22 protein-coding genes and 1 rRNA gene are annotated in these 24,228 nt (G+C 42.3%); 2 read left to right on the forward strand and 21 right to left on the reverse strand.

The window, feature by feature from the left end; translation table 11 throughout:
• Positions 1–203: 203 nt before the first annotated feature.
• The 7 genes from fghA to FTU40_RS07520 all read right to left on the reverse strand — a co-directional run bounded on the left by fghA (position 204) and on the right by FTU40_RS07520 (position 6,207).
• Positions 204–1,040 (reverse strand): S-formylglutathione hydrolase, encoded by an 837-nt coding sequence (fghA, locus tag FTU40_RS07490; RefSeq protein ID WP_180040331.1) that lies wholly within the window; start codon positions 1,038–1,040, stop codon positions 204–206.
• A 44-nt stretch (positions 1,041–1,084) separates the two neighbouring features.
• Positions 1,085–2,467 (reverse strand): C13 family peptidase, encoded by a 1,383-nt coding sequence (locus FTU40_RS07495; RefSeq protein WP_180040333.1) that lies wholly within the window; start codon positions 2,465–2,467, stop codon positions 1,085–1,087.
• A gap of 121 nt (positions 2,468–2,588) precedes the next feature.
• Positions 2,589–3,410, reverse strand: coding sequence for a class I SAM-dependent methyltransferase (locus tag FTU40_RS07500; RefSeq protein WP_218951639.1), 822 nt, complete (start codon positions 3,408–3,410; stop codon positions 2,589–2,591).
• Positions 3,404–4,228, reverse strand: coding sequence for an undecaprenyl-diphosphate phosphatase (locus tag FTU40_RS07505; protein ID WP_005095875.1), 825 nt, complete (start codon positions 4,226–4,228; stop codon positions 3,404–3,406). The genes FTU40_RS07500 and FTU40_RS07505 overlap by 7 nt, the downstream gene beginning before the upstream one ends.
• Before the next feature lie 16 nt (positions 4,229–4,244).
• Complete coding sequence (gene tsaB / locus FTU40_RS07510; protein ID WP_180040335.1) at positions 4,245–4,910, reverse strand: tRNA (adenosine(37)-N6)-threonylcarbamoyltransferase complex dimerization subunit type 1 TsaB; 666 nt, start codon at positions 4,908–4,910, stop codon at positions 4,245–4,247.
• A 136-nt stretch (positions 4,911–5,046) separates the two neighbouring features.
• On the reverse strand, positions 5,047–5,574 hold the full coding sequence (locus tag FTU40_RS07515; protein WP_171255769.1) for a gamma carbonic anhydrase family protein: 528 nt from the start codon (positions 5,572–5,574) through the stop codon (positions 5,047–5,049).
• 24 nt (positions 5,575–5,598) lie between these two features.
• Entirely contained in the window at positions 5,599–6,207 is a 609-nt protein-coding gene (locus FTU40_RS07520) for a CoA pyrophosphatase (RefSeq protein ID WP_074384089.1), read from the reverse strand.
• A gap of 123 nt (positions 6,208–6,330) precedes the next feature.
• Here FTU40_RS07520 and FTU40_RS07525 point away from each other — a divergent pair, with 123 nt between their 5' ends.
• On the forward strand, positions 6,331–6,879 hold the full coding sequence (locus FTU40_RS07525) for an NUDIX hydrolase (protein ID WP_171294139.1): 549 nt from the start codon (positions 6,331–6,333) through the stop codon (positions 6,877–6,879).
• Positions 6,880–6,938: 59 nt separating this feature from the next.
• On the opposite strand, the gene FTU40_RS07530 is transcribed toward FTU40_RS07525, so the two are convergent.
• The 6 genes from FTU40_RS07530 to FTU40_RS07555 all read right to left on the reverse strand — a co-directional run bounded on the left by FTU40_RS07530 (position 6,939) and on the right by FTU40_RS07555 (position 15,076).
• Positions 6,939–8,870, reverse strand: coding sequence for a hypothetical protein (locus FTU40_RS07530; RefSeq protein ID WP_180040337.1), 1,932 nt, complete (start codon positions 8,868–8,870; stop codon positions 6,939–6,941).
• 21 nt (positions 8,871–8,891) lie between these two features.
• Positions 8,892–10,007 carry a putative pilus assembly protein FilE gene (filE, locus tag FTU40_RS07535; protein ID WP_180040339.1) on the reverse strand — a complete coding sequence of 372 codons (1,116 nt, stop codon included), beginning with the start codon at positions 10,005–10,007 and terminating at the stop codon, positions 8,892–8,894.
• A gap of 7 nt (positions 10,008–10,014) precedes the next feature.
• Entirely contained in the window at positions 10,015–11,679 is a 1,665-nt protein-coding gene (locus FTU40_RS07540) for an OmpP1/FadL family transporter (protein ID WP_005095864.1), read from the reverse strand.
• Between the two features lie 12 nt (positions 11,680–11,691).
• Positions 11,692–12,897, reverse strand: a complete 1,206-nt coding sequence (locus FTU40_RS07545; protein WP_180040341.1) for a hypothetical protein — start codon at positions 12,895–12,897, stop codon at positions 11,692–11,694.
• Between the two features lie 34 nt (positions 12,898–12,931).
• Positions 12,932–13,765, reverse strand: a complete 834-nt coding sequence (locus tag FTU40_RS07550; protein WP_005095859.1) for a C39 family peptidase — start codon at positions 13,763–13,765, stop codon at positions 12,932–12,934.
• A gap of 189 nt (positions 13,766–13,954) precedes the next feature.
• Positions 13,955–15,076, reverse strand: a complete 1,122-nt coding sequence (locus FTU40_RS07555; protein WP_180040343.1) for a DUF6160 family protein — start codon at positions 15,074–15,076, stop codon at positions 13,955–13,957.
• A 260-nt stretch (positions 15,077–15,336) separates the two neighbouring features.
• Here FTU40_RS07555 and FTU40_RS07560 point away from each other — a divergent pair, with 260 nt between their 5' ends.
• Positions 15,337–16,668, forward strand: coding sequence for an anthranilate synthase component I family protein (locus FTU40_RS07560; protein ID WP_180040345.1), 1,332 nt, complete (start codon positions 15,337–15,339; stop codon positions 16,666–16,668).
• Between the two features lie 118 nt (positions 16,669–16,786).
• Here FTU40_RS07560 and hisC read toward each other — a convergent pair whose 3' ends face one another.
• The 8 genes from hisC to rrf all read right to left on the reverse strand — a co-directional run.
• Positions 16,787–17,878: a histidinol-phosphate transaminase gene (gene hisC, locus FTU40_RS07565; protein ID WP_005095854.1), complete on the reverse strand. Its 1,092-nt coding sequence runs from the start codon at positions 17,876–17,878 to the stop codon at positions 16,787–16,789.
• 151 nt (positions 17,879–18,029) lie between these two features.
• Positions 18,030–19,331 (reverse strand): histidinol dehydrogenase, encoded by a 1,302-nt coding sequence (gene hisD, locus FTU40_RS07570; RefSeq protein ID WP_180040347.1) that lies wholly within the window; start codon positions 19,329–19,331, stop codon positions 18,030–18,032.
• A gap of 186 nt (positions 19,332–19,517) precedes the next feature.
• On the reverse strand, positions 19,518–20,219 hold the full coding sequence (gene hisG / locus FTU40_RS07575; RefSeq protein ID WP_004646025.1) for an ATP phosphoribosyltransferase: 702 nt from the start codon (positions 20,217–20,219) through the stop codon (positions 19,518–19,520).
• The gene (murA, locus tag FTU40_RS07580) at positions 20,219–21,475 is read right to left on the reverse strand and encodes a UDP-N-acetylglucosamine 1-carboxyvinyltransferase (protein ID WP_180040349.1); all 1,257 of its coding nucleotides are present in this window, start codon (positions 21,473–21,475) and stop codon (positions 20,219–20,221) included. The genes hisG and murA overlap by 1 nt, the downstream gene beginning before the upstream one ends.
• A gap of 7 nt (positions 21,476–21,482) precedes the next feature.
• A complete protein-coding gene (gene ibaG / locus FTU40_RS07585) occupies positions 21,483–21,734 on the reverse strand; it encodes a BolA family iron metabolism protein IbaG (RefSeq protein WP_004730742.1) in 252 nt (83 codons plus the stop codon).
• Between the two features lie 133 nt (positions 21,735–21,867).
• A complete protein-coding gene (gene hpf / locus FTU40_RS07590; RefSeq protein WP_005172527.1) occupies positions 21,868–22,200 on the reverse strand; it encodes a ribosome hibernation-promoting factor, HPF/YfiA family in 333 nt (110 codons plus the stop codon).
• Positions 22,201–22,383: 183 nt separating this feature from the next.
• Entirely contained in the window at positions 22,384–23,835 is a 1,452-nt protein-coding gene (locus tag FTU40_RS07595; RefSeq protein WP_180040351.1) for an RNA polymerase factor sigma-54, read from the reverse strand.
• Positions 23,836–24,125: 290 nt separating this feature from the next.
• Positions 24,126–24,228, reverse strand: a 5S ribosomal RNA gene (gene rrf, locus FTU40_RS07600); the annotation flags it as partial.

A 24,228-nucleotide genomic window follows, 5' to 3' on the forward strand; every position in this document is an offset into this window, starting at 1 on the left:
GTGTTGCTCCGCAAGATGCCTTCCTTGCGAAGCTTCGCTTCTCATTTGGGCGAAACCAAAGTAACAAATAATTTACAAGAATTTGATTTATAAAATTAATACTCCGCTGTGAGTGACTAAAAAATTAAAGAGTCTATTTCTAAACTCCTTAACTGATCAACATTACTGTTATTCAGGGCTTTTTTGTGCCAGCAGTTTTGAGTTTAAGGCTGAAGCTGTACCGCATGAAACTGTAGATGGTCATCCATAAAACTTTGAATAAAGTAATAGCCATGATCATAACCCTGATGTTCACGCAAGGTCAGCGACTGGTTCACGGCATCACAGGCCTGCTGGAACAGCGCCGGATTCAGCTGGCTATAGAACTGGTCTGAAAAACCCTGATCAATCAGGATGTCAGCGAATAAAGCCCCTTTCTCTTTAACCAGTGCAGTCGCATCATGCTTGAGCCATTCTTCACGGTTTTCACCCAGATAATTCGAGAAAGCTTTGTCTCCCCAAGGACATTGGCTTGGTGCACAGATCGGTGCAAAAGCCGAAACTGAACTAAATTTTTCTGGATATTTAAAAGCCAGAGTCAATGCACCATGTCCGCCCATACTGTGACCGAATATGCCGATCTTGCCCGGCTGAATCACAAACTCTTCTGTGACCAGTGCATAGAGTTCATCGACGATGAAGCTTTCCATCTGATAATGTTCAGCCCACGGCGCTTCGGTGGCATTGATATAAAAACCTGCTCCCTGACCGATATCCCAGTGATCGCCTTCTGCCACAGCTTCACCGCGTGGCGATGTATCCGGTGTGATTAAAATCAGGCCCAATTGTGCTGCAAGACGCTGCGCATGTGCCTTAATCGCAAAGGTTTCCTCGGTACAGGTCAAGCCTGCCAGATAAAACAATGCCGGACAGCTATGACCTTCTAGGGCTTGAGGCGGCAGATAAATACCAAATTTGGTGGATGTTTTCAGTACTTTCGAATCAAAGCGATAAATCCGCTGTTCACCTTCAAAGCTTCTATTGTTCTGTACGAGTTCCATGGCATATTCCTTATGATTGCAGCATATCTGCTGATGACATTGATCTAAGGTGATTGTGTCATTGTACTGGTTTGCGGAAATAAACGTTGTTCCAGCTGTGGCAACATCAATTGCATATTCTTGCCAACCACCCATTGCGGCTCTGAAGGCTCGAAGCCTTGCGCTGATTCCCATTTTGCTACGGTATCTCTGGCCTGTTCGAACGCGGCTTGCAGACTGCTATTTTCACGCATCGCTTCATCAAAGAATGCACGGCCAAAATAGGTATAATCCGCTTCATTGGAGCAGCCAAAAGACTGACGGTCGGCTGCCGAAGCCGTAATCACCAGGGTATTGTCATTCTGCAGGGCCGAAGCAAAGCTGCCGGAAAAACAGGCCGAGATCACAATCACACGCCAGCGAATGCCTGCTGCATCCAGTGTTTCACGTAACCATTTTGGATCGACCTGGGCCAAATCTAGCGGCGCATTTTCCATTTCAAACACATTTGGCAGACCATGAGAGGTCATATATAAAAATAACACATCACTTTCACGGTTCATCTGCTGGCCCATACGGCGCAATGCCAGTTCCATACTGGTCTTGGAGGCAATCGGCAGGGTGGTACGTGTCGCCGGATGATTGACCAAAGCAATAGAACGGCCATAAGTGCCAAAACGGGTATCAAACTGCTCTTTAATCCGCTCAATTTCAGAATGAAATACATCCTGATAACTTGCGCCAGCCACGCCCATAAAATACCAGTGCGATTGGGCAAATTCACCGTATTCGATATTTTCCAGGGCTTTGTTCAGCAAAATTGGCTGCGCATAAAATGCATCTTCGGCAAAGCTCGGTGGAATTTCTTCGACTTTCCAGATCGGTTGATCTTTGACTGAAATTTGCCAGACCACCAGCGTAAACAGGGTCGCCAGCATAATCAGCGCACGCTCCCACCAAGGCCATTTTAATTCACGTGAAATTACCCAGACCACAGCCAGACTTTGCCAGACAAATAACATGACAAACAGGGTCGGAATATAGTCATAGAGGATATAAGGCAGATAGTCCAGATCACCCAGATATTGAATCAGGCACTGGAACAGCATGATATGGGTATCTAAAACCAACCATAACAATGCCGGCACCAGCATCAAACGCAGGTTATTGATCCGTTGCGACAGAAAGATACCCACAATCAGCGCAATAAAAGGCCAAAGTGCATAACTAATCAAACCTTGAGAGTTAAAATCTCCCATACGGCCTGAACTGAGCCAGCTAAATAGGCTGTTGGCACAACCACCCAGAATCCCCCAGAACACCAATTGCATGATCGATGGACGAACCAGTTGCAATGAACGCCGAGATCCCAGAAATAACCACATCCCGGCAATTTGGTTGCTCTTAAAATCGTGCCAAAAATTAATGGAGGGTTTAAAGTCGATCATAGAATTTCAAGGAGATCAGTGGCTCGCTAAGGTGCTGAATAAGTTTATGCTTGATAACGGTTTTATCAATGCCAATTGTTAAATATACAACAAATCCTTGCTTAATATTGAAACAATTATCTTATTCAGCTACAAGTTCATGCTGAAAATATGCATCAAAACGGCAGGCATCACCCTGCCATTGATGATGAGGTTCTTTTTCTGCCAAAAACACCGCCAGACGTGGACGTTTGACTACCACACGTTTGGCAATTTTTTGCGCCAATTCCAACAGGTTATCTCCCAGATCCATTTCGCCATCTTCAGGCAAAAGCATGTGCAAGAGCTGCATCTGTTTTTTGACTTGCGCCTGTTTCTTAACCGCCTGCTGGTTCTGATCCCGCTGCGGGAACATCGGATCCAGATAGACCACATCTACAGTTCGATGCTGCTCGGCTTGCTGCTTCAGATAATCGGCTGAATCAGAAAAGACCAGTTGAATCCGTGATACGACTTGACTCAGAAATGCATCAGATTGTGCACGAGTATGGGTATCTTCAAGTAAAGTAAATAATATGGGATGTCGTTCGACCAGCGTGACTTGGGCACCTAAATGCGCCATCAATAAACTGTCATGTCCCAGACCCGCGGTGGCATCGATCAAGCTCGGTTTCTCGGCTAAATGACAGGCACGTGCAATCATTTCAGATTTTAAAGAAGCACGTTTTAAGCGTCCGGTCTCGGCTTGCCAGTCTGGTTGCATTTTCATGCCATGGGCACAAAGCCAAAGTCCATTCTCATCTACACATAAGGCCAGTTCAGGATTCAGACGAAAGAAACGTGCATTGAGTTTTTCAACCGTTTCAATTTCGACCTGCACCCCACGAGAAGAAAGCACAGCCCCGAAGTGCTGTGCTTTCTCTTGATCGTCAGATTCGGCATATAAGCGAATCGCGCTTACCATAATTTCCAACCTGTATAGGCAAATAATAAAATCAGCAGACCCGAAGCAATACGATACCAGGCAAAGATCATAAAGTCGCGTTTAGCGACATAAGCCACCAGTGCGCGGATGAGTAACAGTGCCGAAATAAAAGAAACCAGAAGCCCGACCCCGATCACGGCCCAGTCTTCAGTAGTATTTAGCACATCATAACTTTGATAAAGGTCTAGCAGGCCGGCACCAATAATGACCGGAATACCCAGAAAGAATGAAAATTCAGTCGCGGCCTTACGTGATACACCCAGAAACATCGCACCGATAATGGTCGCACCTGAACGAGAGGTTCCCGGAATCAAGGACAAGACCTGAATCAGACCAATCCAGATGGCATCTTTAATACTGAGATCTTCAACTTCATGTGCACGAACTTGAGGTGGATGTTTTTCAATCCAGATAATGATCAGGCCACCCACAATCAAACCAATGGCAATGGCAATATCATTAAACAGAAACTGTTTGACCGTTTGCCCCAAGGTCAGTCCAATCAATATAATTGGAATCGAGGCCAAAATCAGGCCAATCCCTAAGCGACGACCCTGTGGCTCACCGCTGACAATTCCGGTTGCTGCTCCCCAAAGACGGGCCCAATATTCATAAATTACCGCTGCAATGGCACCCATTTGAATAGCAATGACGAATACATCACTCTTTTCCTTGGTCCAGAAATTCATTAATTCTGATGCCAAAATTAAATGGCCGGTACTGGAAATAGGCAAAAACTCGGTAATGCCTTCGATAATCCCCATGATGGCCGCTTTGAGTAGCAGTAAAAGATCCATGCTTTATCCTAATTAATTATGCTTTGCCTTGTTCTGGAATTTTTTTCCACGCGTTATCGCGTAAATATACGGGTAATGCCAATTCTGCACTGACCCAGTTTTCTGCTTGTGCCGCTGCGCGTGCAATGCTGGCGATATCCTGTGCGGTCGCATGCACATCTTTATAAATTGAAGTTTCGCTTTGTACCAGTTCAGCACCTGAACCTACCGGGGTAAAGCACACAGCTTGGCTGCCTTCTGCATAACTTAATAGTTGCTCATCATCGACCGGTTGCATAATTCCTTGTGCATCCAGTTGATAGCTTGCGATATAAACTTCGCTCATGCGGGCATCCAATACTGCAGACACTTCAGTCAACCCGTGCAAGCGGTAGGCTGCTTGTGCCAAAGCCTGCAAAGTCGACACCGGAATTACCGGCACATCATTTGACCAAGCCAAGGCCTGAGTCACGGCAGCATTAATGCGGACACCGCTAAAAGAACCCGGACCACGACTAAAGGCAATCGCGGTCAAATCAGCAATGGCCAGCCCAAGATCTTGCAGACCTTGTTCAATCATCGGGAGAATCGTTTGCGTTTGTGCCTTGGCGCGCGCATCAAGCTGAAAAAATAGTTCTTGAGTATCATCGATTACAGAAACGGAACACTGCTCATTGGCAGTCTCCAATGCCAGCACTTTCATGCACAACCTTAATTCAGAGAATATAAAAAACGCGGATATGATACTCCACTCATATCCGCTACGCGAGATTTTCCCGAAGCAGATACAAAAATGCCTAGAAAATCTAGGCATATGATTCACTCAATAAAAGAGTGCCTTAGAGTTGCACTTCTTCCAAATCCTGAAATTTCTGAAAATGCTCGGCATAATGCATGGCGCTCATTGTTAATTTTTGAATACTGTCTTCATCCAGCATTTTTACCACTTTACCGGGTGAACCCATCACCACTGAATTGTCTGGAATCACCTTACCTTCAGGAATCAAGGCATTGGCACCAATAATACAATTCTTGCCAATCACGGCATGGTTCAGAATGACCGCCTGAATCCCGATCAGGCTATTATCGCCAATGGTACAACCATGCAGCATGGCCTGATGCCCAATTGTCACATAATTGCCAATATTCATCTCGATGCCGGCATCCGTATGCAGTACTGCATTTTCCTGCACATTACTAAAGTCACCCAATTTGATTTTACTGTTATCTGCACGTACTACGGCACCGAACCAGATACTGACTTGTCGCCCAAGTTCAACCTGTCCAATCACCGTTGCCGTCGGTGCTACCCAGCCATCCCATGGCTGATGTATAGCGGTGGGTATATGTCCCTGAAATTTATACAACATTGATAAAATCCTGTTCAATGATTAAAAAAATTTGGAGCGTTTAAAGGCTGGAGAATTAAGCAAAAATGGCCAGTCTTTTTTATAATCCAGCCCATATTGAAATAAAGAAATCAGCATACGTGCGGTCAAGCCCCAAACCACTTCATTTTCTACCCGCATACTCGGAAAATATAAAGATTGCTGGGCAAAGCGAACTTCATAAGGCGTGGGTGTCACTTCAAGCAAATGCTGCAATGAAGCAAAGAAAATCCGGTCAATTTCTGTCGGTTGTGGAATCAGCTTCACTTGCGGAGGAATCAGTCCCACAATCGGTTTGACCAGCATGCCATTGCGGGCTTTTTGCATGGGTAAATCACCCATTAAATGTACATCAAAAGGATTGAGTGCCGTTTCCTCATAGGCTTCCCTTAAAGCCACCACAATATTACTGGTATCTTGCGGATCGCGCTTGCCACCCGGAAATGAGACTTCTCCAGCATGATTATTCAAATAAGCTGAACGGCGCGTCAGCAATACTTTGGGGTCAGCTTCATCTGTAATTGCAATCAACACGGCAGCATGCGCAGATCGGATACGCTTGGAAAAACGTAAGCGTTGCTGCAACCTTTGTGTCAATTCACATGCATCCATTCTTTCAGCCCTGACGATGATCATAATTTCATCATAGCTGATTTTAGTCTGGGCGGGAGAGAAATGATGCCAAATTTTGGTTTTTCAGTTATCCTGAGCATACTTTTATCATTGATGATGAATATGAACTTCTGTGTGAATTGTGGACATAAAACCACTGCTAAAATTCCTTTGGGCGATCAGCAAATTCGCAGCGTATGTGATTCATGCGGCTCTATTCATTACATTAATCCGAAAGTGATTTGTGGCACTTTGGTCTTATTCGAAAACAAAGTACTGCTCTGCCGCCGTGCCATTGAACCACGCTATGGCTTATGGACTTTACCTGCCGGCTATATGGAACTGTTTGAAACCATGGAGCAAGGGGCTGCACGGGAAACCCGCGAAGAAGCCGAAGCTGAAGTAGACATTGAACAGCTGTACTGTATGTATAACATTCCACGTATTGGTCAGATTTATGTACTATTTAAAGCCAATCTGATTGATGGAAAATTTGGTGCGGGTGAAGAGACCATCGAAACACGTTTATTTGATGAAGCAGATATTCCCTGGACTGAACTTGCCTTCCCGAGTGTAGAACATACCCTCAGACATTATTTTGAAGACCGTAAAAATAATATTTTTCCAATGCATCTGGAAACCTTAGGCACACGTCTAGACCACACGGGTTAAATCTAATATGCATAAAAAAATCCCATACTAAGATAGGATTTTTTTATTTTTAAGAAATATTATTTGGCTTTGACTTGGTAGCAATCCGCAAGCTTAAACTCAACCGAACCACCGTTTAATTTTGCCAGGTTTATATCTGCCGGTGTTTCACCCTCATTATTATTGTTATAAACTTTTTGAAAACTGGCATAGGTATTGGCCCATTGCACGCCGTCTCCGACCGAATTCAGGAAAGTTACACGCCCATTCTGGCCGACATTAGTATCCAACACATTAGATAAATTGAGCAGCGCACCACCGATCACAATCGAATCCCTAGAATCCGGTGAAGACTGGATGCGTGAATCTACCCCTACCAATGCACCATTGATATTACCAAACTTTTCATTGGCCAAAATCAGACGCATGGAAACCGCTTTATCAGCGACAAATGCACGTCCCAAAGTCCCGAGGCGGTATTGTTGTATGTCTTGATGATCTAAGAGCGTATCTGCCAACACATCGCCTTGACAGCCATTCACCGGATCAGTCGCGAAATTATTAGAGGATTGCATATTGGTGCGTACATCACCATTACTATCAATTACAATTCCTAAAGTAATTGGGCTGACAGTGGTATCTGTAAATTTAAATTCCAGATTGGCATACATTGGGAAAATGTATTTCTCCCCATCTGCGACGTTCTGCGCTGTTTTAAAGACCTGACGATCCAGATAACTAATCGGGAAAATCTTGTAGAGATCAATGCTTCCCGTATAGTTTTCACCATCGGCCTGCAAACGCCACAATCCCAAGTTAGCTTGATCGGAAGTATCCAGCGATTTTTTATCAGTCACCACCTTATAGAAAGCTTCTTTACCCGCAATCACATAATCATTCAATAATCTGCCTTGATATAACTCAAGCTGAGTCGCATTATTTGCGACATTTAAACGATAAGGCGTGTTAATGGTTTTACTGGTTGGATGAATCCATGAACTTTGTGGATCAGCGGTCATTTGTACCGGTTTCACCTTACGGATGAGTTCAGCATTAACTCCCCCTAAGGAGGATAAATTTTCTTTCGCCACTTTTGACTGAGTATCACGCCATTGCAGGCCACTGCCAAAGGTGTAGCCCTGGCGATCGGTAATCAGCATAAAATGGCCAAATAAATATTTAGTATTCTTATTCTTAATATCACAAGGGCTTTGATTACAACCCACCAGTCCATCTGAACCCGTCAGGTTACTTCCAATCACGCCGGATGTTGAAAATAATGAAAATTCTGGCTGATAAACCGCGGCATTGGCAATCGTCACCAGTTTTTTGACTGTAGCAAAAGCGACCTCATCAGAAATTTGACTAATATCAATAAAATCTTTAATTTTGGTCGCCAAATCGGCATCAGTCAGGCTGATATTTCCGCTGATTTTAGCCAGGTTTTTGCGCATGTCTTCAGTAATATATAAAGGTTGCACATCAGATGGATTAACAATACTTCCCTTTTGTAGTGCCAAAGCTTGCAGAATTTTAACCAGACGCATGGCCACCTGAACGGTAGGATCAGTAGGCACCAAATCACCTACCCGGCGTCCGCTAATCCCACTCGCAATATCAATCACACTTAAACGTGGCAGCTGGGTCTGGGCACTAAAACTGGCATAATCACTGAGTTTTATTTGACCTAAATTAATCTTATTCGAACCAAAACTTTGAATAGAAAACTCAATATTATCGGTCTTTTGGCAGGTTCCAGAAGCTACCCCATTTTTACTGTCAAATAAGGTAATAAACGTATTTTCTGTATCGCCACTACAGTTGAAATTTAAACCATCAAGCGGATATTCCAGCCCCCATTCCACACAGTTAATTTCACCGGGGGTACAAGCACCATTTTCCGTAGCTTCATCACCTGGTTCTTTTATAACATTGGCACTTTCCCCACCACATCCGCTCAGTGCCATTAAAAGTGTACTTATAGCAAATGGATATAATATTTTATTTTTCATCTTGTTATACTCGAATAGTCCTTATCGAATGGCGACTAATTTTAGTTGTCCATAATTAGTGAGCATCTTGTCTTCAACATCGATTGCTGAGGCTAAAGGCGTCAATAACACATACTCACTTTGCGCAGGGATCTGAATAATGCCTTCAATACGCTCATGTTGAATAATATTTGCTTGTCCTTCCTGGTTTTTAAAACCACCCGCTCCTTCCAGAACACAGCCTCTATTGTCTAAAAAGACCACAAAAGGCCAATAATAAGTAGGATTTTTTTGGCGTGAAGCATAAGAGTTAATCTGAATATTCTTGATATCAGACTGTAATTGTACGACTTCAAAATCAAACTCGTCTGATTTCAAAGGCGCACGAGGCCATAAATTGACTTCTTTTTTAAGGCTGATTTCTTTCGCTTTTTTAATTTTCTTATCAGTAAAACACTGCATGCCCAAGCTATCGATAGTCTCCGACTGTGAAATACGATAATAACTTTGAGCCAGTACCACAGGACCGGAATCTACTTCTGGAGTTTGAAACAAGGATTTTAATACGGATTGTCCCACCCCTTTTTCACGCTCAATGGTCTGGATTCGGGTAAAGCCGATATTTTTATCTACCACACCCTCGGGCATACTGTAGAAACGTTTCCTGCCTTCTAGATTAAATTCTTTATTCTCAAGATATTCACTGTCCACATAGTCCACGCCTTCAATCTGACTGAATCCGGGTTTCTGTAGCATCGGGCTTGAAGCGGGTGTCATGGCCTTAGGCATTTGGGTCAATTGGGTTTCAGATCTTATTAATGGCTTAGATTCTGTCGGTTCTTTCGCAACCTGCGGTTGTACTGGTTGTACAACCAGATTATGGTCTGACTTAAGTTCTGCTGGTCTATTTTCTAGGACTGATACTGTTTCTAAGTTTTGCTTTACAGCAGGTGACTGAACCACTGCAACTGCTATTTTTTTCGATGCTAGGGATTTTTCTTCTTTATTTTTCTGTGGGTTATGATTACGTGGCACGACTAATGGTCGCCCATCTGGACCGATAATAGTAATAAATTCTCTGGCGCTTGTATAAAAAGATAAGGGTACCAGACTTAATGCCAGTACCACTTTCAATCCAATTTTCTCTGTCTTGATCATTTCTTCCTTACCAACGAGTGCGATAGTTCAAACCTAAAATGGTAATCTTGGTATCTGTTTTCACGTTTAAACCTGCATATGGGTTTAATAACAGGTTATTCACGCCGGTCTGGTTAGCTAAACTACTGGTATTTGCTGGAATTTGATCTTTACTGCGCAAGAAACCAATCGAGAGATCCAAATCAGTATCTGCATCAAAACGATAACCCACACCTAATCCAAATAGCTGTGCACCATTAATAGGAACCATCGTATTGCGCTTATTTTTTGGAATAGCGCTGGTTCGTGGCTCATAACCTGCGCGAAGTTTTAAACGGTCGGTGGCGGAATACTCCATCCCGATTCCGAAATTCCACGGCGATTCGAATCCCATCGGCAAAGCCAGCGTAGAATCAGTGACATTAGCAGACAAGATTTTGGCAATTTTTAAGGCTGAAATGGTACGGTCAAACTCGAACTTAAACTCATCCCAAACCTTGTAGTCTGTCCAGCCAATATCAAAATTTACCTGCAAATCTGGCATGACTTTATATTTGATACCTGCCTGAAAATGCGCCGGATATTCAAAATCCATCGACACCAAACCAGACTCACTGGATGGAATATAATTAGGAAACCCAAGAATTGCTGCCAGAATCTGACCCGTCGGTGAAGTCATTAAACCCTTGATCATTTCCTGTGGTGCTTTGGCATTATCAATATGATATTTACCTTTTAAGCGCATTTTTGCCGCACTTTGGTAGACCATACCAAAACTGAAATCTTCGCGTGGCTCCCACAATATCCCGAGGTTATAGCTTGGACTTAAATTCTGTTCAAGCTCCAGTTGCATCTGACCAAACTTGCCAAATGGGTTCATTCCCTCATCCGCATTACAGATCCCCAGCAACAGAATATCGGTAATAATGTCGGAGTTTTCTTTAAATGGTGTACAGACAACTTCATCGATCATACGCAACATCCCGATTAGCTCATTCGGGAAACGTAAATCTGTTTTCATCCCAATGGCTTGATAGGACATTCCGACAGAAGCACCAATGGACAGTTGGTCATTGACCTCATAACCAATCGATGGAGACAGGTAAGTAATCCGCTCCAAAGCAACTTGCTGGCCCATAAAGTTTGCCGGATTACCATCTTCATGACCGAAACCAGCGACTAAAGGCGCATATACCGCTGTTGCATAGGTCGCTTTAGATCCAGGCGGGTTATAAGCAATCCCCATGGTGGGCGCAGCCAAAGGGAGACCTTCGCCTAAATCCACCATCTTTTTCAGAAAAGGGACATACAGGCTGACATATTCCACATCACCACTGACCGGCCCTTTAAAATCAGTACATAAATCAGATGAAACTTCCGGTCCATCATTACAGACGATAGGGTCATCAGAATAGCCAAATACGTTATATCCAGCCGGCACTGTAAACTCCCGCTGGATATCAAAATTCGCCACAATAATCTGCTGTTCGGTTTGCAAACCATCAATTTTAGTTAGAGCAGCCGGGTTAAAGTGAATGGCATTGACTCCCGGGGGATCCGCCGTAACTGCATTCCCCATGGACAATGCACGTAAATCAACCGAAAGGTTGGTTCCCAATTGTGCAAAGGTATAACTTGAACAGCCCGCAAGAATAATTCCTGTTAATAACGGGCTAAGTCGAATGTTTTTCATACGACACCCCTATTAACTGATTTTTTTACCAAAACCTAAAATATCAAGCGGGAATGACAATCCCAACGAAACATCAGGCGCATCTTCGGTCAGCCCTAAGCCGACGGTACCATTTACAATCGTTTCTGGAGAGACTCGCACCCCTAATGAAATTGCCAAGGTGGAACTGGTCTGATCCGCGGCAGAGTAGCTTTCTCCTGTGTTATAGCTAAACTCAGCTCCCGTATTAAAGCTTTGCTGATAGGACATGGTCATCGAAACGTCATAGTTAAATGAGTATGCGAAACCGAATGCAAAACCCCCACTAATCCCCGGTTCAAACTCTTCAATAATGCGATAACCGCGACGCTGGTTCAGGCCTGATTCTTTAAAACCATAGTTTGCAGAAACGGAGGCAAACAGCACGACCGGATCGATGTATTTACGTGTACTGGCACCCACTCCTGCTGAGTAATAGCCCTTTCCTGCTGCCAGATCTGTTGCAGCATTAATTTCATAAGGGCTTTCACCGGTTTTTGTTGATAAATTACCAAATAAAATTAAAGGTAAACGGCCAGCTTTTAATGGAAAGGGTTCCCAGCGAGCACCCAAACTAATATCACCCAAACCTGCAGTAGACGTATCTTTTAACAAGTCAGTTTTGGCCACTAAAGGTAAGGATGCAGTCAAGGTCAGGTTATCTTTCACGCCATATTGGAAAGTGAAAGTATTAGTCATACTATGTGTTGCATTTTCTTGAACACGTAGTTGATACAATTGGCCCTGAGCCATTTCAATATCAAGTTGAGTGTCACGATAGTAGGTATAATCGATATCGTAATATGATGAAATATCACCTTTTTTAATGAGTGAGTACTGACGTTCATTTGAAGTAAATACTTCTTCCAGATTAGCTGCTTGGGTAGCATCACCTTCCTGTTTCTGTAAAGCTTGGGATGCATCTGCTACTTGTTTAGTCTGAGCCTCTACCGGTGCGGCAGTTTCACTCACTGCTTCTTCAGCTGTTTCATATCCACCGAGTTCCGGCTCTTGTGCAGCCTGTGTTTCCACTTGCTCAGTCTGGGCCTGTACAGGTACAGCAGTTTCAACAATAACTTCCTCATCAACCGTTTCGTATTCACCCAGTGTCGGCTCTTCTGCAGCAAATGCAACGCCCATAACCATTTGAATGCTCAGTGCCAAGAACGTCTTGTTCATCCATTTACTGTTCATATCCATTTCACCATTTTAATTTTTATTACTATTTTTCATTTTATTTATTCTTGTAATACAATCTCAGGAAATTATATTGATATTCTCCAAATTTTTCTGATTCTATATTACGATTACGGTCCATACGGATCGTCGAGGCTTTATCGGCAATTTTATCCATATAGAACTGTGGATACTGCATGTCGACCAAGGCATAACGATTAATCGTGGCATCTTCCACATGGCGCATGTCGGCTTCTTTCAATGCCAGAAAGTTTTTACGATATTGTTCAGGGACATTAATCAGGAATAATGTATTATTTTCCCAAACATCCTGAAAACGCCGCTCGTCAAAACTGATATTACCGAGTGCTGGATCTGCGACATACACCCGGCCATTTTTATAGCCTTTATAAACTACGAAATGTTTGAATCCGGCATAAGAAATTGGAACAATAGCAGGCTGATCTTGATTAACTAAATCTTTGAACTCTCCTCGATAGCCTCCGCTTTCTAGCCCTAAAGCCGAGACAAAGCGCTTCATATCAAGTAAAGAGAAACTGCGGCGTTCAATAATTTTATCGGTTTCGCCGAATTTCATCAGTCCATTCATGACTTGCTGTTCATCTAGCTGTGTACCGATATAACCATTGAGTAGGGTGGTAAGGGCTGCTGAACCACAACTATAGTCATAGGCTTGACGTACAATGCCCTGAAATTGATCCAGAAGTGCAGGCTTTACTTGTACAGCTTCACGGTGCATACGCACAAAAGAGTCATTTCTTGAATCAAGAACTTCAGTATAGTGCACAGCGCCATTTGGCTGTTTTTTGATATCCAGAGCTTCTTTGGCAGCGTAATACATCAATGCCGAGCCCAACGCGATCTCTAACATAATTATTAACTTTTCTTATAATGGGCATAATGTGCCTATTTTTCTTTTTATAGAGCATTCACTCTACTTCCCTGTAACTAGAAAGATACCTGCTTTTTCAAAAAAATACAGTATTTTTTTTATTTTTTGGATAAATGATTTAGTCATAAAAAAAGCGCGTATAAACACGCGCTTCTTTTTAAATAAAGATTAGTGACCAGAGATGGTAATAACTGCACCTGGATGGTATGTACCTTGTGCTGGGCTATAATAAGTTTGTAGCCCTTGAACTTCCATATCACCAATTGAAGCAGCATTACGAGAGCCTAAGTGAATACCTTTCACATAATTATCATGTGCACCACTTGTGCTGACAATACGAATAAAACCTTTATTTGCAGTTGACTCGCCAAATACACTGATCTGTTGATTCAAGGTTAAATCATTAGAGTTAGCATCTGTTAACTTAATACTTTCAATATAGATTTCACCAGGACCAGTTGTCGTTACACCTGTACTAACTGTTGCACCATCCGTTGAGTTATCAAGGATACCCAAGTTGTTGATTGTCAAACCACCAATCATGGTTGCATTCAATTTAATCATTGCGCCCTGTGGAGCAGCACCTAATTGAATATTTGCTGTCATTGGACCTGTTTTAAGAGAGAGGCCAGACAAAATATCATTCACTGCGCCTGTACCACCACGACGAATAGACGTTGCACCTGCACCCGGCTCATCAGCGCTTGCTTGTACACCAATTTTACCAATATTAATATCTAAACCTGAAACTTCAGCTGCAATGTTAATGAACGGATCACCAGCATTTCCATCTGAATCAATTTTTAAATCCATAAGGTTGCGCGAAGCTAGTAAGTAAGCCCCATTGTCATCATAGTTTGCACCAACAACAACACCATGGTTTTCATTCTTATGACCTGCTTCACCATTACCATAGATTACGATTGCAGCAGCTTCACCAGTACCACCCAAACTAACATCTTTTGCAACAGGATCATATGAAGCTGTTAGTGTATCGATGTCAAATGGTTTTCCACCTTGGCTCGTTGTTAATTTGCCAGGTGTATATGTAATAGCACCATTTGTATCTCTTACCAAACCGGTTGACTCAATTGTAGAACTAGTAGCTAAACCATCATTGTCATGAATGAATAATTTTTCAATTTCAATTTTTGAAATACCGATCCCGATAGTAATGCCGCTTTGACCCGTTGTTTCGCTTAGAGATGCTTCATCCATAGCTTGCATCGCCATCGCATTGGCACTAAATGCAACTGAAGTCGCTAAAACTAATTTTGTAAATTTTTTCATTGTTTACTCTCCCAAGAGTACTATTTTTTTTGGTTGTGAATTACTCAGTGTTTAGGCTGTATTTTTTATTTTCTGACAGCTTAAGCATCTTTCCTTGAGTAATTTGCTAGCCCACTTAAATTAGCCTTGAGTCAGTTTTTGATCAACTGTTGTTGGTCGCAATCTGTCGCTTACCGATAAACGGTATTTCATGATTTAAAAATATTTCCCCTGACTTCTTGATATAAAATAGTGAGTCATATCGAACTCTCTATAACTGAATGACCGAAGCTCTCTATCATCGTCCCTTAAAGTTTGAATCACGTCTGGTTGCAGATCTATTGTCCGCATTGAAGACATTGGATCATCTGGTGTATTTAAATAATAATGGTCAGCCTTTTATTGCCTGCTGCGCTCAAGAATATTTTGTTGCGCCAACATCACAAATTCAGTCTTTTAAAAGAACAGGGATTGAACAATACCAGCCCACCCCATCTGAATTTAATTTAGCAATCGATGCATTAAAAAATCTTCAAAAGAATGGATTTCATGGAGGTTATGTCGGTTTTGTTGGCTATGATTATGCGGCTCAGCAATATATTCAGTATCCGGACCGCTCTCAACCTGGTTTATTTATTGGTCAATTTTCTTCCTATATTAAACCAAGCTCTGAGGGATGGATGTTCTATAGTGATGATCCAGAGGCAGAGCAGATCTTCGATTATATTCAGAACTTACTTAATCAAAATAAAATTCGTCCGACGTTTCAGTTAATAAGCCCTTGTACTTCACGCTGGACCAAAACGGTCTACAGCAAGGCATTTCAGAAAATTCAGGATTATATTATTGCAGGTGACTGCTATCAGATTAATCTGACACAAGAATTTAATGGTCGCGCCCAAGGTTCCCTCTTAGCAACCGCCCAAGCCTTCTGGACATTAACCGAAGCGCCTTATGCGGGTTATTTGCGTATTGGTGATTTTGAATTATTAAGCTGCTCACCCGAGTTGTTCATTGATTTTGAAACGAAGCGAAAAATTATTACCAAACCGATTAAAGGCACAATGCCCCGTTTTACTGATCCAGTGCTCGATGAACAATCCAGACAGACCCTAAAAGCCTCAGAAAAAGATCAGGCAGAAAATGTCATGATTGTGGATTTATTACGTAATGATTTAAGTGTTTATGCCGAAACAGGCTCGGTCAAAACACCGAAATTATTTAGTATTGAAAGCTTCAATCAAGTTCATCATATGGTCAGTGAAGTTGAAGCGACTTTAAAAGCAGATATCAATCCTTTTGAAGTACTCATGTCTGCTCTTCCAGGTGGCTCGATTACAGGCGCACCCAAAATTCGGGCCATGCAGATTATTGAAGAACTTGAGGGTACACCACGTGGTGCTTACTGTGGTTCTATGGGCTATTTCAATTTCGATGGCACTGGCTCCTGGAATATTCTGATTCGCTCGATTCAAAAGTATCAGGAAGATATTTCTTTATGGGCCGGTGGTGGTATTACCATTTCTTCAGATTGTGATGCAGAATATCAAGAATGCTTTGATAAGGTTTCAGCGATGCTGGATCTGTTAAATACCTGGTATCAGCCTGAATAAATAAAAAGTGAATTTTAAGGTTCGCTTTTTACTACAAATCCCCCCTTGCGAAGCAATGCTTCTCACCTTTAATAAAGGTGAGAATGCCTCCCTTTAAAACGGGAGGCTAGAAAGGATTTTAATTACACAAAATCTCATTTTTTAGCGTATCTACTAAACGCTGATTTTGCTCATCTGTACCAATCGTAATACGTAAGAATTGATTAATACGAGGTTTGTTGAAATAACGCACGATAATACCACGCTCACGTAACTCACTCGCGAGTTCACCTGCATCTTTAGATACGAATGTGGCAAAAATAAAGTTTGCACTCGAAGGTAATACCTTAAAACCAAGCTCATTCAGCTGAGCTACCAACTTTTCACGACTGGCAATGACTTTCTGATTTTGTGCCTCAAAGTATTCCTGATCTTCAAAAGAAGCCACCGCTGCCGCAATCGCAAAACGATCCATCGGATAAGAGTTGAAACTGTTTTTGACTGCTTCAAGTGCTGCAATTAAATGTGGCTGAGCAATGGCAAAACCCACACGTAATCCTGCAAGAGAACGCGACTTCGATGTAGTTTGACATACCACTAGGTTTTCGTATTTCTCAACCAGCTTGACTGCCGATTCAGCGCCAAAGTCGACATAGGCTTCATCAATCACCACCACTGAATCTGGATTGGCTTGCAGAATTTCTTCAATCGCAACCAAACCAAGATCAATACTGGTTGGCGCATTCGGATTGGTGATAATGATACCGCCATTGGCCTGTTTATAATCATCTACCACAATTTCAAAGTCATCATTGAGTGGTAAAATTTTGGTTTTTACCCCAAAGAACTGACTATATACCGGATAGAAACTATAGGTGATGTCTGGATAAAGCAATGGCTGTTCTTGAACAAAGAATGCTTTAAAAATGTGCGCTAAAACTTCATCCGAACCATTCCCGACAAAAACCGTCTCTACAGGCACATGTTGCTGTTTCGCAATGGCCTGTTTAAGTTCAGATGCATCAGGGTCAGGATAAAGACGCAGCACATCAGCTGAATTGGCCAATACCTGCTGCACTGCCGCAACCACTTTAGGCGATGGCGGATACGGATTTTCATTGGTATTCAGTTTTAAAATATTCTGGATTTTTGGCTGTTCACCCGGCGTATACGGTTCTAATTCACGTACGTCAGGACTCCAAAAACGCATTTGTTCTGTGGTGATATTCATTTTTAAATTCTCAAAGTTCCCTCTCCTAACCTCTCTTACATTCACTTTAAAACAATGCTTAAAGCTCATTCAGAGAGAGGAATATTCATTCTTTATAATATTTCCCCTCTCCTTAGTAGGAGAGAGTTAGAGAGAGGTTTTATATTTTTAATTACTGATAACGATAACGCGCCGATCTCGCATGCGCATCTAGATTTTCCTGCTGTGCCAAAATATCTGCTGTTTTCGCCAAGGTTTTAACACCCTCTTGTGAACACATGATCAGGCTTGATCGCTTCTGGAAATCATAAACACCCAGCGGTGATGAAAAACGTGCTGTACCTGAAGTTGGCAAGACATGGTTCGGCCCGGCACAATAGTCACCAATCGCTTCAGGGGTGTAACGACCCATGAAAATCGCGCCTGCATGGCGAATATCTTCTGCCATCTCTTGTGCTTCATCTAAACATAGCATGAGATGTTCTGGCGCCACTTGGTTAATCAGCTCAGCACCTTCAGCACGGTCTTTTACCAATACCAAAGCACCGCGGTTCTCAATTGAAGTACGTGCAATATCTGCTTTCGGTAATGCTTCTAAATGTTTTTCAATCCACTTTTCAACAGCATCTAAAAGTGCTTTATCAGGTGTAATGAAAACGGCTTGTGCCACAGTGTCATGTTCAGCCTGTGACAATAAGTCCATCGCCAACCATTCAGCATTATTCTCGCCTTCGGCATAGACCAGAATCTCAGAAGGGCCTGCAATCATATCGATACCGACCTGACCAAACACCGCACGTTTTGCTGCAGCCACAAACCGGTTACCTGGACCAGTAATTTTATCGACAGGTGGTACGGTTTCTGTACCATATGCGAGTGCTGCAACGGCTTGTGCACCACCAATCGTAAAGACACGTGTTACGCCAGCCAAATATGCAGCAGCCAATACCAATGGATTGAGTTCACCATTCGGGGCAGGCACCACCATAATAATTTCAGGGACACCCGCCACATGTGCAGGCACTGCATTCATCAGTACTGAGGATGGATAAGATGCCAGACCACCCGGCACATAAATCCCGACACGATCCAGTGGAGTCACTTTCTGACCGAGCGTATTCCCCAAAGCATCGACATAAGTCCAGCCATCTTGTTTTTGGGCCTGGTGAAACTCACGCACACGCGCTGCAGCTAATTCCAGTGCTTCACGAACTTCAGTCGTTAAACCTTCAAAGGCAGCTTTGAGCTGCTCTTGTGTCAGTTCTAGCTCTGAAAATTGATGCGCCGGATGTCGATCGAACTGTTGAGTGAGTTTAAGAACATGTGCATCACCATGCTGACGAACATCAGCAATAATTTGATCTACAGTTTTTAAAAGTTCAGGATCATTCACAGTCTCAAAAGCCAACAAGTCAGCAAATGCTTGCTTGAAGTTTTGATCTTGGGTCGATAAACGTCGCATCAATTTACCCATCAGGTTTGAATTCGAAGGCTTTAGTTTACCTGTTTTCTAGGCTTTTGTCGGCAGACATAGTGCTCTAGCTCTATGAGTTTTATTGAAAATAGCTTTGGGTAAAATTGATGAAAGGATTTAAATAGAATCTGATATATAGAGAAATAAGAAACCGCCCGGATTGGGCGGTTTCTTAAGCAATCAATTTTAAGCCTGTTTTGCCTTTTCGCGTTCTTCGACTGCTTTTTCAAGCTGAGCCAGAATCGGATTTAACAAGGCTTGCTTACGTTTGAAGCTGGCTTTATTGACGATTAAACGTGAAGAGACTTTACAGATTTCTTCAAGTGGCTCTAAACCATTGGCACGTAAGGTATTACCAGTATCGACCACATCGACAATGTAATCGCCCAGACCGACCAATGGTGCAAGTTCCATTGAACCATACAGCTTGATCACATCGACTTGCTCGCCCAAGCTGGCATAGTATTGCCGGGTTAAATTCACATACTTGGTCGCAATTTTCAAACGACCTTTAGGACGCTGCATCCCGACTTTACCGGCTGTCATCAATTTACAAACCGCAATTTTCAGGTCTAATGGTTCATAGACGTTTTGCGCACCATGTTCCATCAATACATCTTTACCCGCTACACCAATATCGGCTGCACCATTTTCAACATAAGTTGGTACATCTGAAGCACGTAAAATTAAGATACGAACCTGTTTATGCGTGGTCGGGAAGATCAATTTACGAGATTTATCAGGATCTTCTAAAAGATTAATCCCTGCTGTTTCTAGCAAAGGTAAAGTCTCTTTTAAGATACGCCCTTTACTTAATGCCAAAGTTAAACCATGATCAAAATTGCCCATTACGTCAAAGTTTGGATCATCGTTTCTCATATCGCTCATTAATTTACTCGCTTAATTTGGGCACCTAAACTTTGTAACTTTGCTTCTACATCTTCATAACCGCGGTCAATATGATAAATGCGGTCAATCAGCGTTTCACCTTCAGCGGCAAGTGCTGCCAGCACCAAAGAGAACGAAGCACGTAAATCTGTTGCCATTACAGGTGCGGCAGAAAGTTTTTCTACACCTGTCACGACAGCATCATTACCTTCTACCTGAATATTGGCACCCATACGTGCCAATTCAGGAACATGCATGAAACGATTTTCAAAAATCGTTTCAGAAATTGTCGCAAAGCCTTGAGCAATGGCATTCACAGCCATAATCTGGGCTTGCATATCAGTTGGAAATTCTGGATGTGGCAAGGTCTGGAAACTGACAGCTTTCGGACGTTTACCCAGCATATCCAGTTCAATCCAGTCGTCACCACGGGTTACTTCTGCGCCCATTTCTTCAAACTTGTCCAACACAGCTTCCATCAGGGACGGATCCGTATGCGTGGTTTTGATACGACCGCCAGTGATCGCTGCCGCTGCCAGATATGAACCGGTTTCAATCCGGTCAGCAACAACCGCATATTCACAACCATGCAGGCTTTCGACACCGGTCACGATTAAAGTATCAGTATCCAGACCTTCAATTTTGGCACCCATCTTGATCAGCATTTGCGCAAGATCGGTAATTTCCGGTTCACGTGCTGCATTGCGAATCGTGGTCACACCATCGGCCAACACGGCAGCCATCAGAATATTTTCTGTTCCACCTACAGTTACCATATCAAAGACAACTTCGCCACCTTTCAGGCGACCATCGACTTTGGCATGTACATAGCCGGCTTCTACTTCAATCTCGGCACCTAAAGCTTCTAAAGCTTTTAAATGCTGATCGACAGGACGAGAACCTATCGCGCATCCGCCTGGCAAAGACACTTTTGCACTACCATAGCGCGCCAACAAAGGACCCAGCACCAAAATAGAAGCACGCATAGTTTTTACGAGCTCATACGGTGCGAACTGGTTATCTAGTGTAGACGTATCAGCAACCACCGTATCGCCTTCATAAGTCATGGTGATCCCAAGACCGGCAATCAGCTTCACCAATGTATTCACATCTTTCAGATCAGGAACATTTTTGAGCGTAATTGGCGTATCGGCAAGAATCATTGCTGCTAATAATGGAAGCGCGGCATTCTTAGCACCAGAAATACGCACTTCACCTTCGAGCTTGATACCGCCCTGAATTAAAAATTTATCCATTAATTTATTAAGCTCCAAATAAGCTTGCTTTGCGCCATTCTTCTTTTGTCATTGCTCGAATTGTCACTGCGTGAACTGCACCACTGGCAATATGGGCATTGAGAGGAGCATAAACAGCTTGTTGACGTGCAACTGGACGCTTACCTTCAAATTGATCATCCACAATACGGAGATCAAATTTTCCGCCCTGACCACTCACAGCAACATCCGCCTCGGGAAAAGCGGCTTCTAAAATTTCAGCGAGCTGTTCATTATTCATCACAAGACCTCTTATAGGACTAAGGGTGTAAAACGAGCCATTTTACTATAAATAGCAAAAATAATTCATGGATCCATACATTATATATATAAAAAAAAGAGGCTTTTAAAACCTCTTTTTCATCATTTGTCCTTTACAAAGCCAAAGCATGCTGCTGTAAATGTATTTCCCGATATCGATCGATCTGGCGTTTTAATTTTTCTGTCAGAAGTTTAATGGAAGTATACATATCATCTGCTGTGGCATGGGCAAAAAACTCGATGCCCGGCAATCGGATAATCGCTTCTGCGATATGATTACTACTGCCTTTTCTGGAGCGTTTATCAATTTGATGATCTTTAGAGAGTTTCACTTGCATACTATTCACCTGATCAAGATGCTTGGTCATTTGTGAAAATTTGGTTTTTATACGTTCTTCAATTGCTGGCGTAATAGATAAATGATGTCCACGAATTGTTATTTGCATAGTTCTATCCCTCACCTTCGTTAGGATTAGAAGAGTCACAATATAAAATAATTTAAATACAGCAACTTATAACTCAAAAATCGTATTTTAAGCACTGATTCAAATCATTTTCACTGTTCCTCAAAAGAAAAAAGATTCATTATGCTGTCATAATGAATCTTTAGAATAGCCAGATTTTAAATTTTAGATCAAGACCTTTCGCTCAGAAGATGAAGGAATATGTAACGATTCACGATATTTCGCCACCGTCCGTCGTGCCACATCAATCCCTTCATTTTTCAATATATTGGCGATTGCATTATCAGACAAAGGCTTACGGGCATTTTCTTCAGAAACCAGTTTTTTGATCTTGGCACGAATGGCTGTAGATGAAGCCTCTCCACCTGAAGTCGTGCCCACATGACTCGAGAAGAAATATTTTAATTCAAATAAGCCGCGCGGCGTCAGCATATATTTATTGGTGGTCACACGAGATACGGTCGATTCATGCAATTCTACTTCTTCGGCAATATCTCTTAAAACCAAAGGTTTCATCCCTTCAGCGCCAATTTCCAAGAACATTTTCTGATGTTCGACAATACAGGTTGCAACTTTCAATAAGGTTTTATGCCGCTCATCAACGCTTTTAATGAAATTTTTTGCTTCTAGCATCTGGTTACGTAAATATTGATTATCGTCACTTTGATCTGCACGACGAATCATTTTGGCATAGAAAGGATTGACGCGTAATTTTGGCAGTACATCCGGATTTAAATTGACATGCCAAGCGTTATTCTTTTTCATGACCACAACATCTGGCACCTGATAATCCGATTCTTTATTTTCAAATTCCAAGCCCGGGTGAGGTTTCAGAGTTTTTAATAAATCTACCGCACAGCGTAACTGCTCTGGATTTAGCCCGGTTTGTTTAATTAATTTTGGCAGTTCATTACTAATCAGTAATTCATAATGTTGTAGAAGCTTGATTGCATCATTTCGGCAAGGCGTTGAGGCAGGTAAATGATCAAGCTGAACCAACAGACATTCTGCCAAACTTCTAGACCCTACACCCACCGGATCTAAACGCTGAATATGCTTTAATACGACCGCAACTTCATCATCTTCAATTTCCTCCTCACTCCCCATCAAGGATAGAAGATATTGTACCGATGCAGTAATTTCAGTCAGCTCAGCATCTAAAAAGCCTTTGTCATCCAGGGAATCGACAATGCAATAAGCGATTAATTTATCAACCTGTGAAAAATTTAACAGGTTAATTTGCTCAAGCATATATTCCTGTAAGCTCTGATGCCCTTGACGATTGTCTTCGCGCTCTTCGAATTCAGCCGCACCTAAGCTGGTAGGTTGATGAGTATAGACATCATCCCAATCGGTATCTACAGGTAGGTCATCGGGAAGGTGATCCACATTGAGTTCATTAGTTAGATCTTTGTGTTCATTATTTGATTCAAGTGTCGATAAGCGTTCAAGGGTAATCTGTTCTTCAACTTTTTCTAATAGAGGGTTACTATCAAGTTGCAGTTGAACTTCTTGTTCCAGTTCCAGACTCGATAATTGTAATAGCCGAATTGCTTGCTGCAATTGTGGAGTTAATGACAGCGAGTTCGCAATTTTTAAGCCCACTGATAATCTCATTATAACCCCCTTAATTAAAAATCTTGTTCTATAAGCAATTTTTATGCCGTTTTAATTTTTATAACACAGTTTTACCAAAAAACATACGAACTGGCTTTCAAATTCTTATATTTCCCAAATTAATAATTCTCAAATATTTGATTTACAAGAACAAAAAACACCCATTAACGATTTCGCTAAGGGGTGTTTTGAGTAAATTCAGAATATTATTTTTACTATATTTAATTTTACTATAAATCCCGCGCACAAAAAAACACCCCCTGCTTATGCAGGGGGTGTTTCGAATAATGAGCTGGCGATGACTTACTCTCACATGGGTAACCCCACACTACCATCAGCGCAAAGAGGTTTCACTTCTGAGTTCGGGAAGGGATCAGGTGGTTCACTCTTGCT

The sequence above is a fragment of the Acinetobacter sp. YH12100 genome (assembly GCF_013419135.1).
GTDB classification, from domain to species: Bacteria; Pseudomonadota; Gammaproteobacteria; order Pseudomonadales; family Moraxellaceae; genus Acinetobacter; species Acinetobacter pseudolwoffii.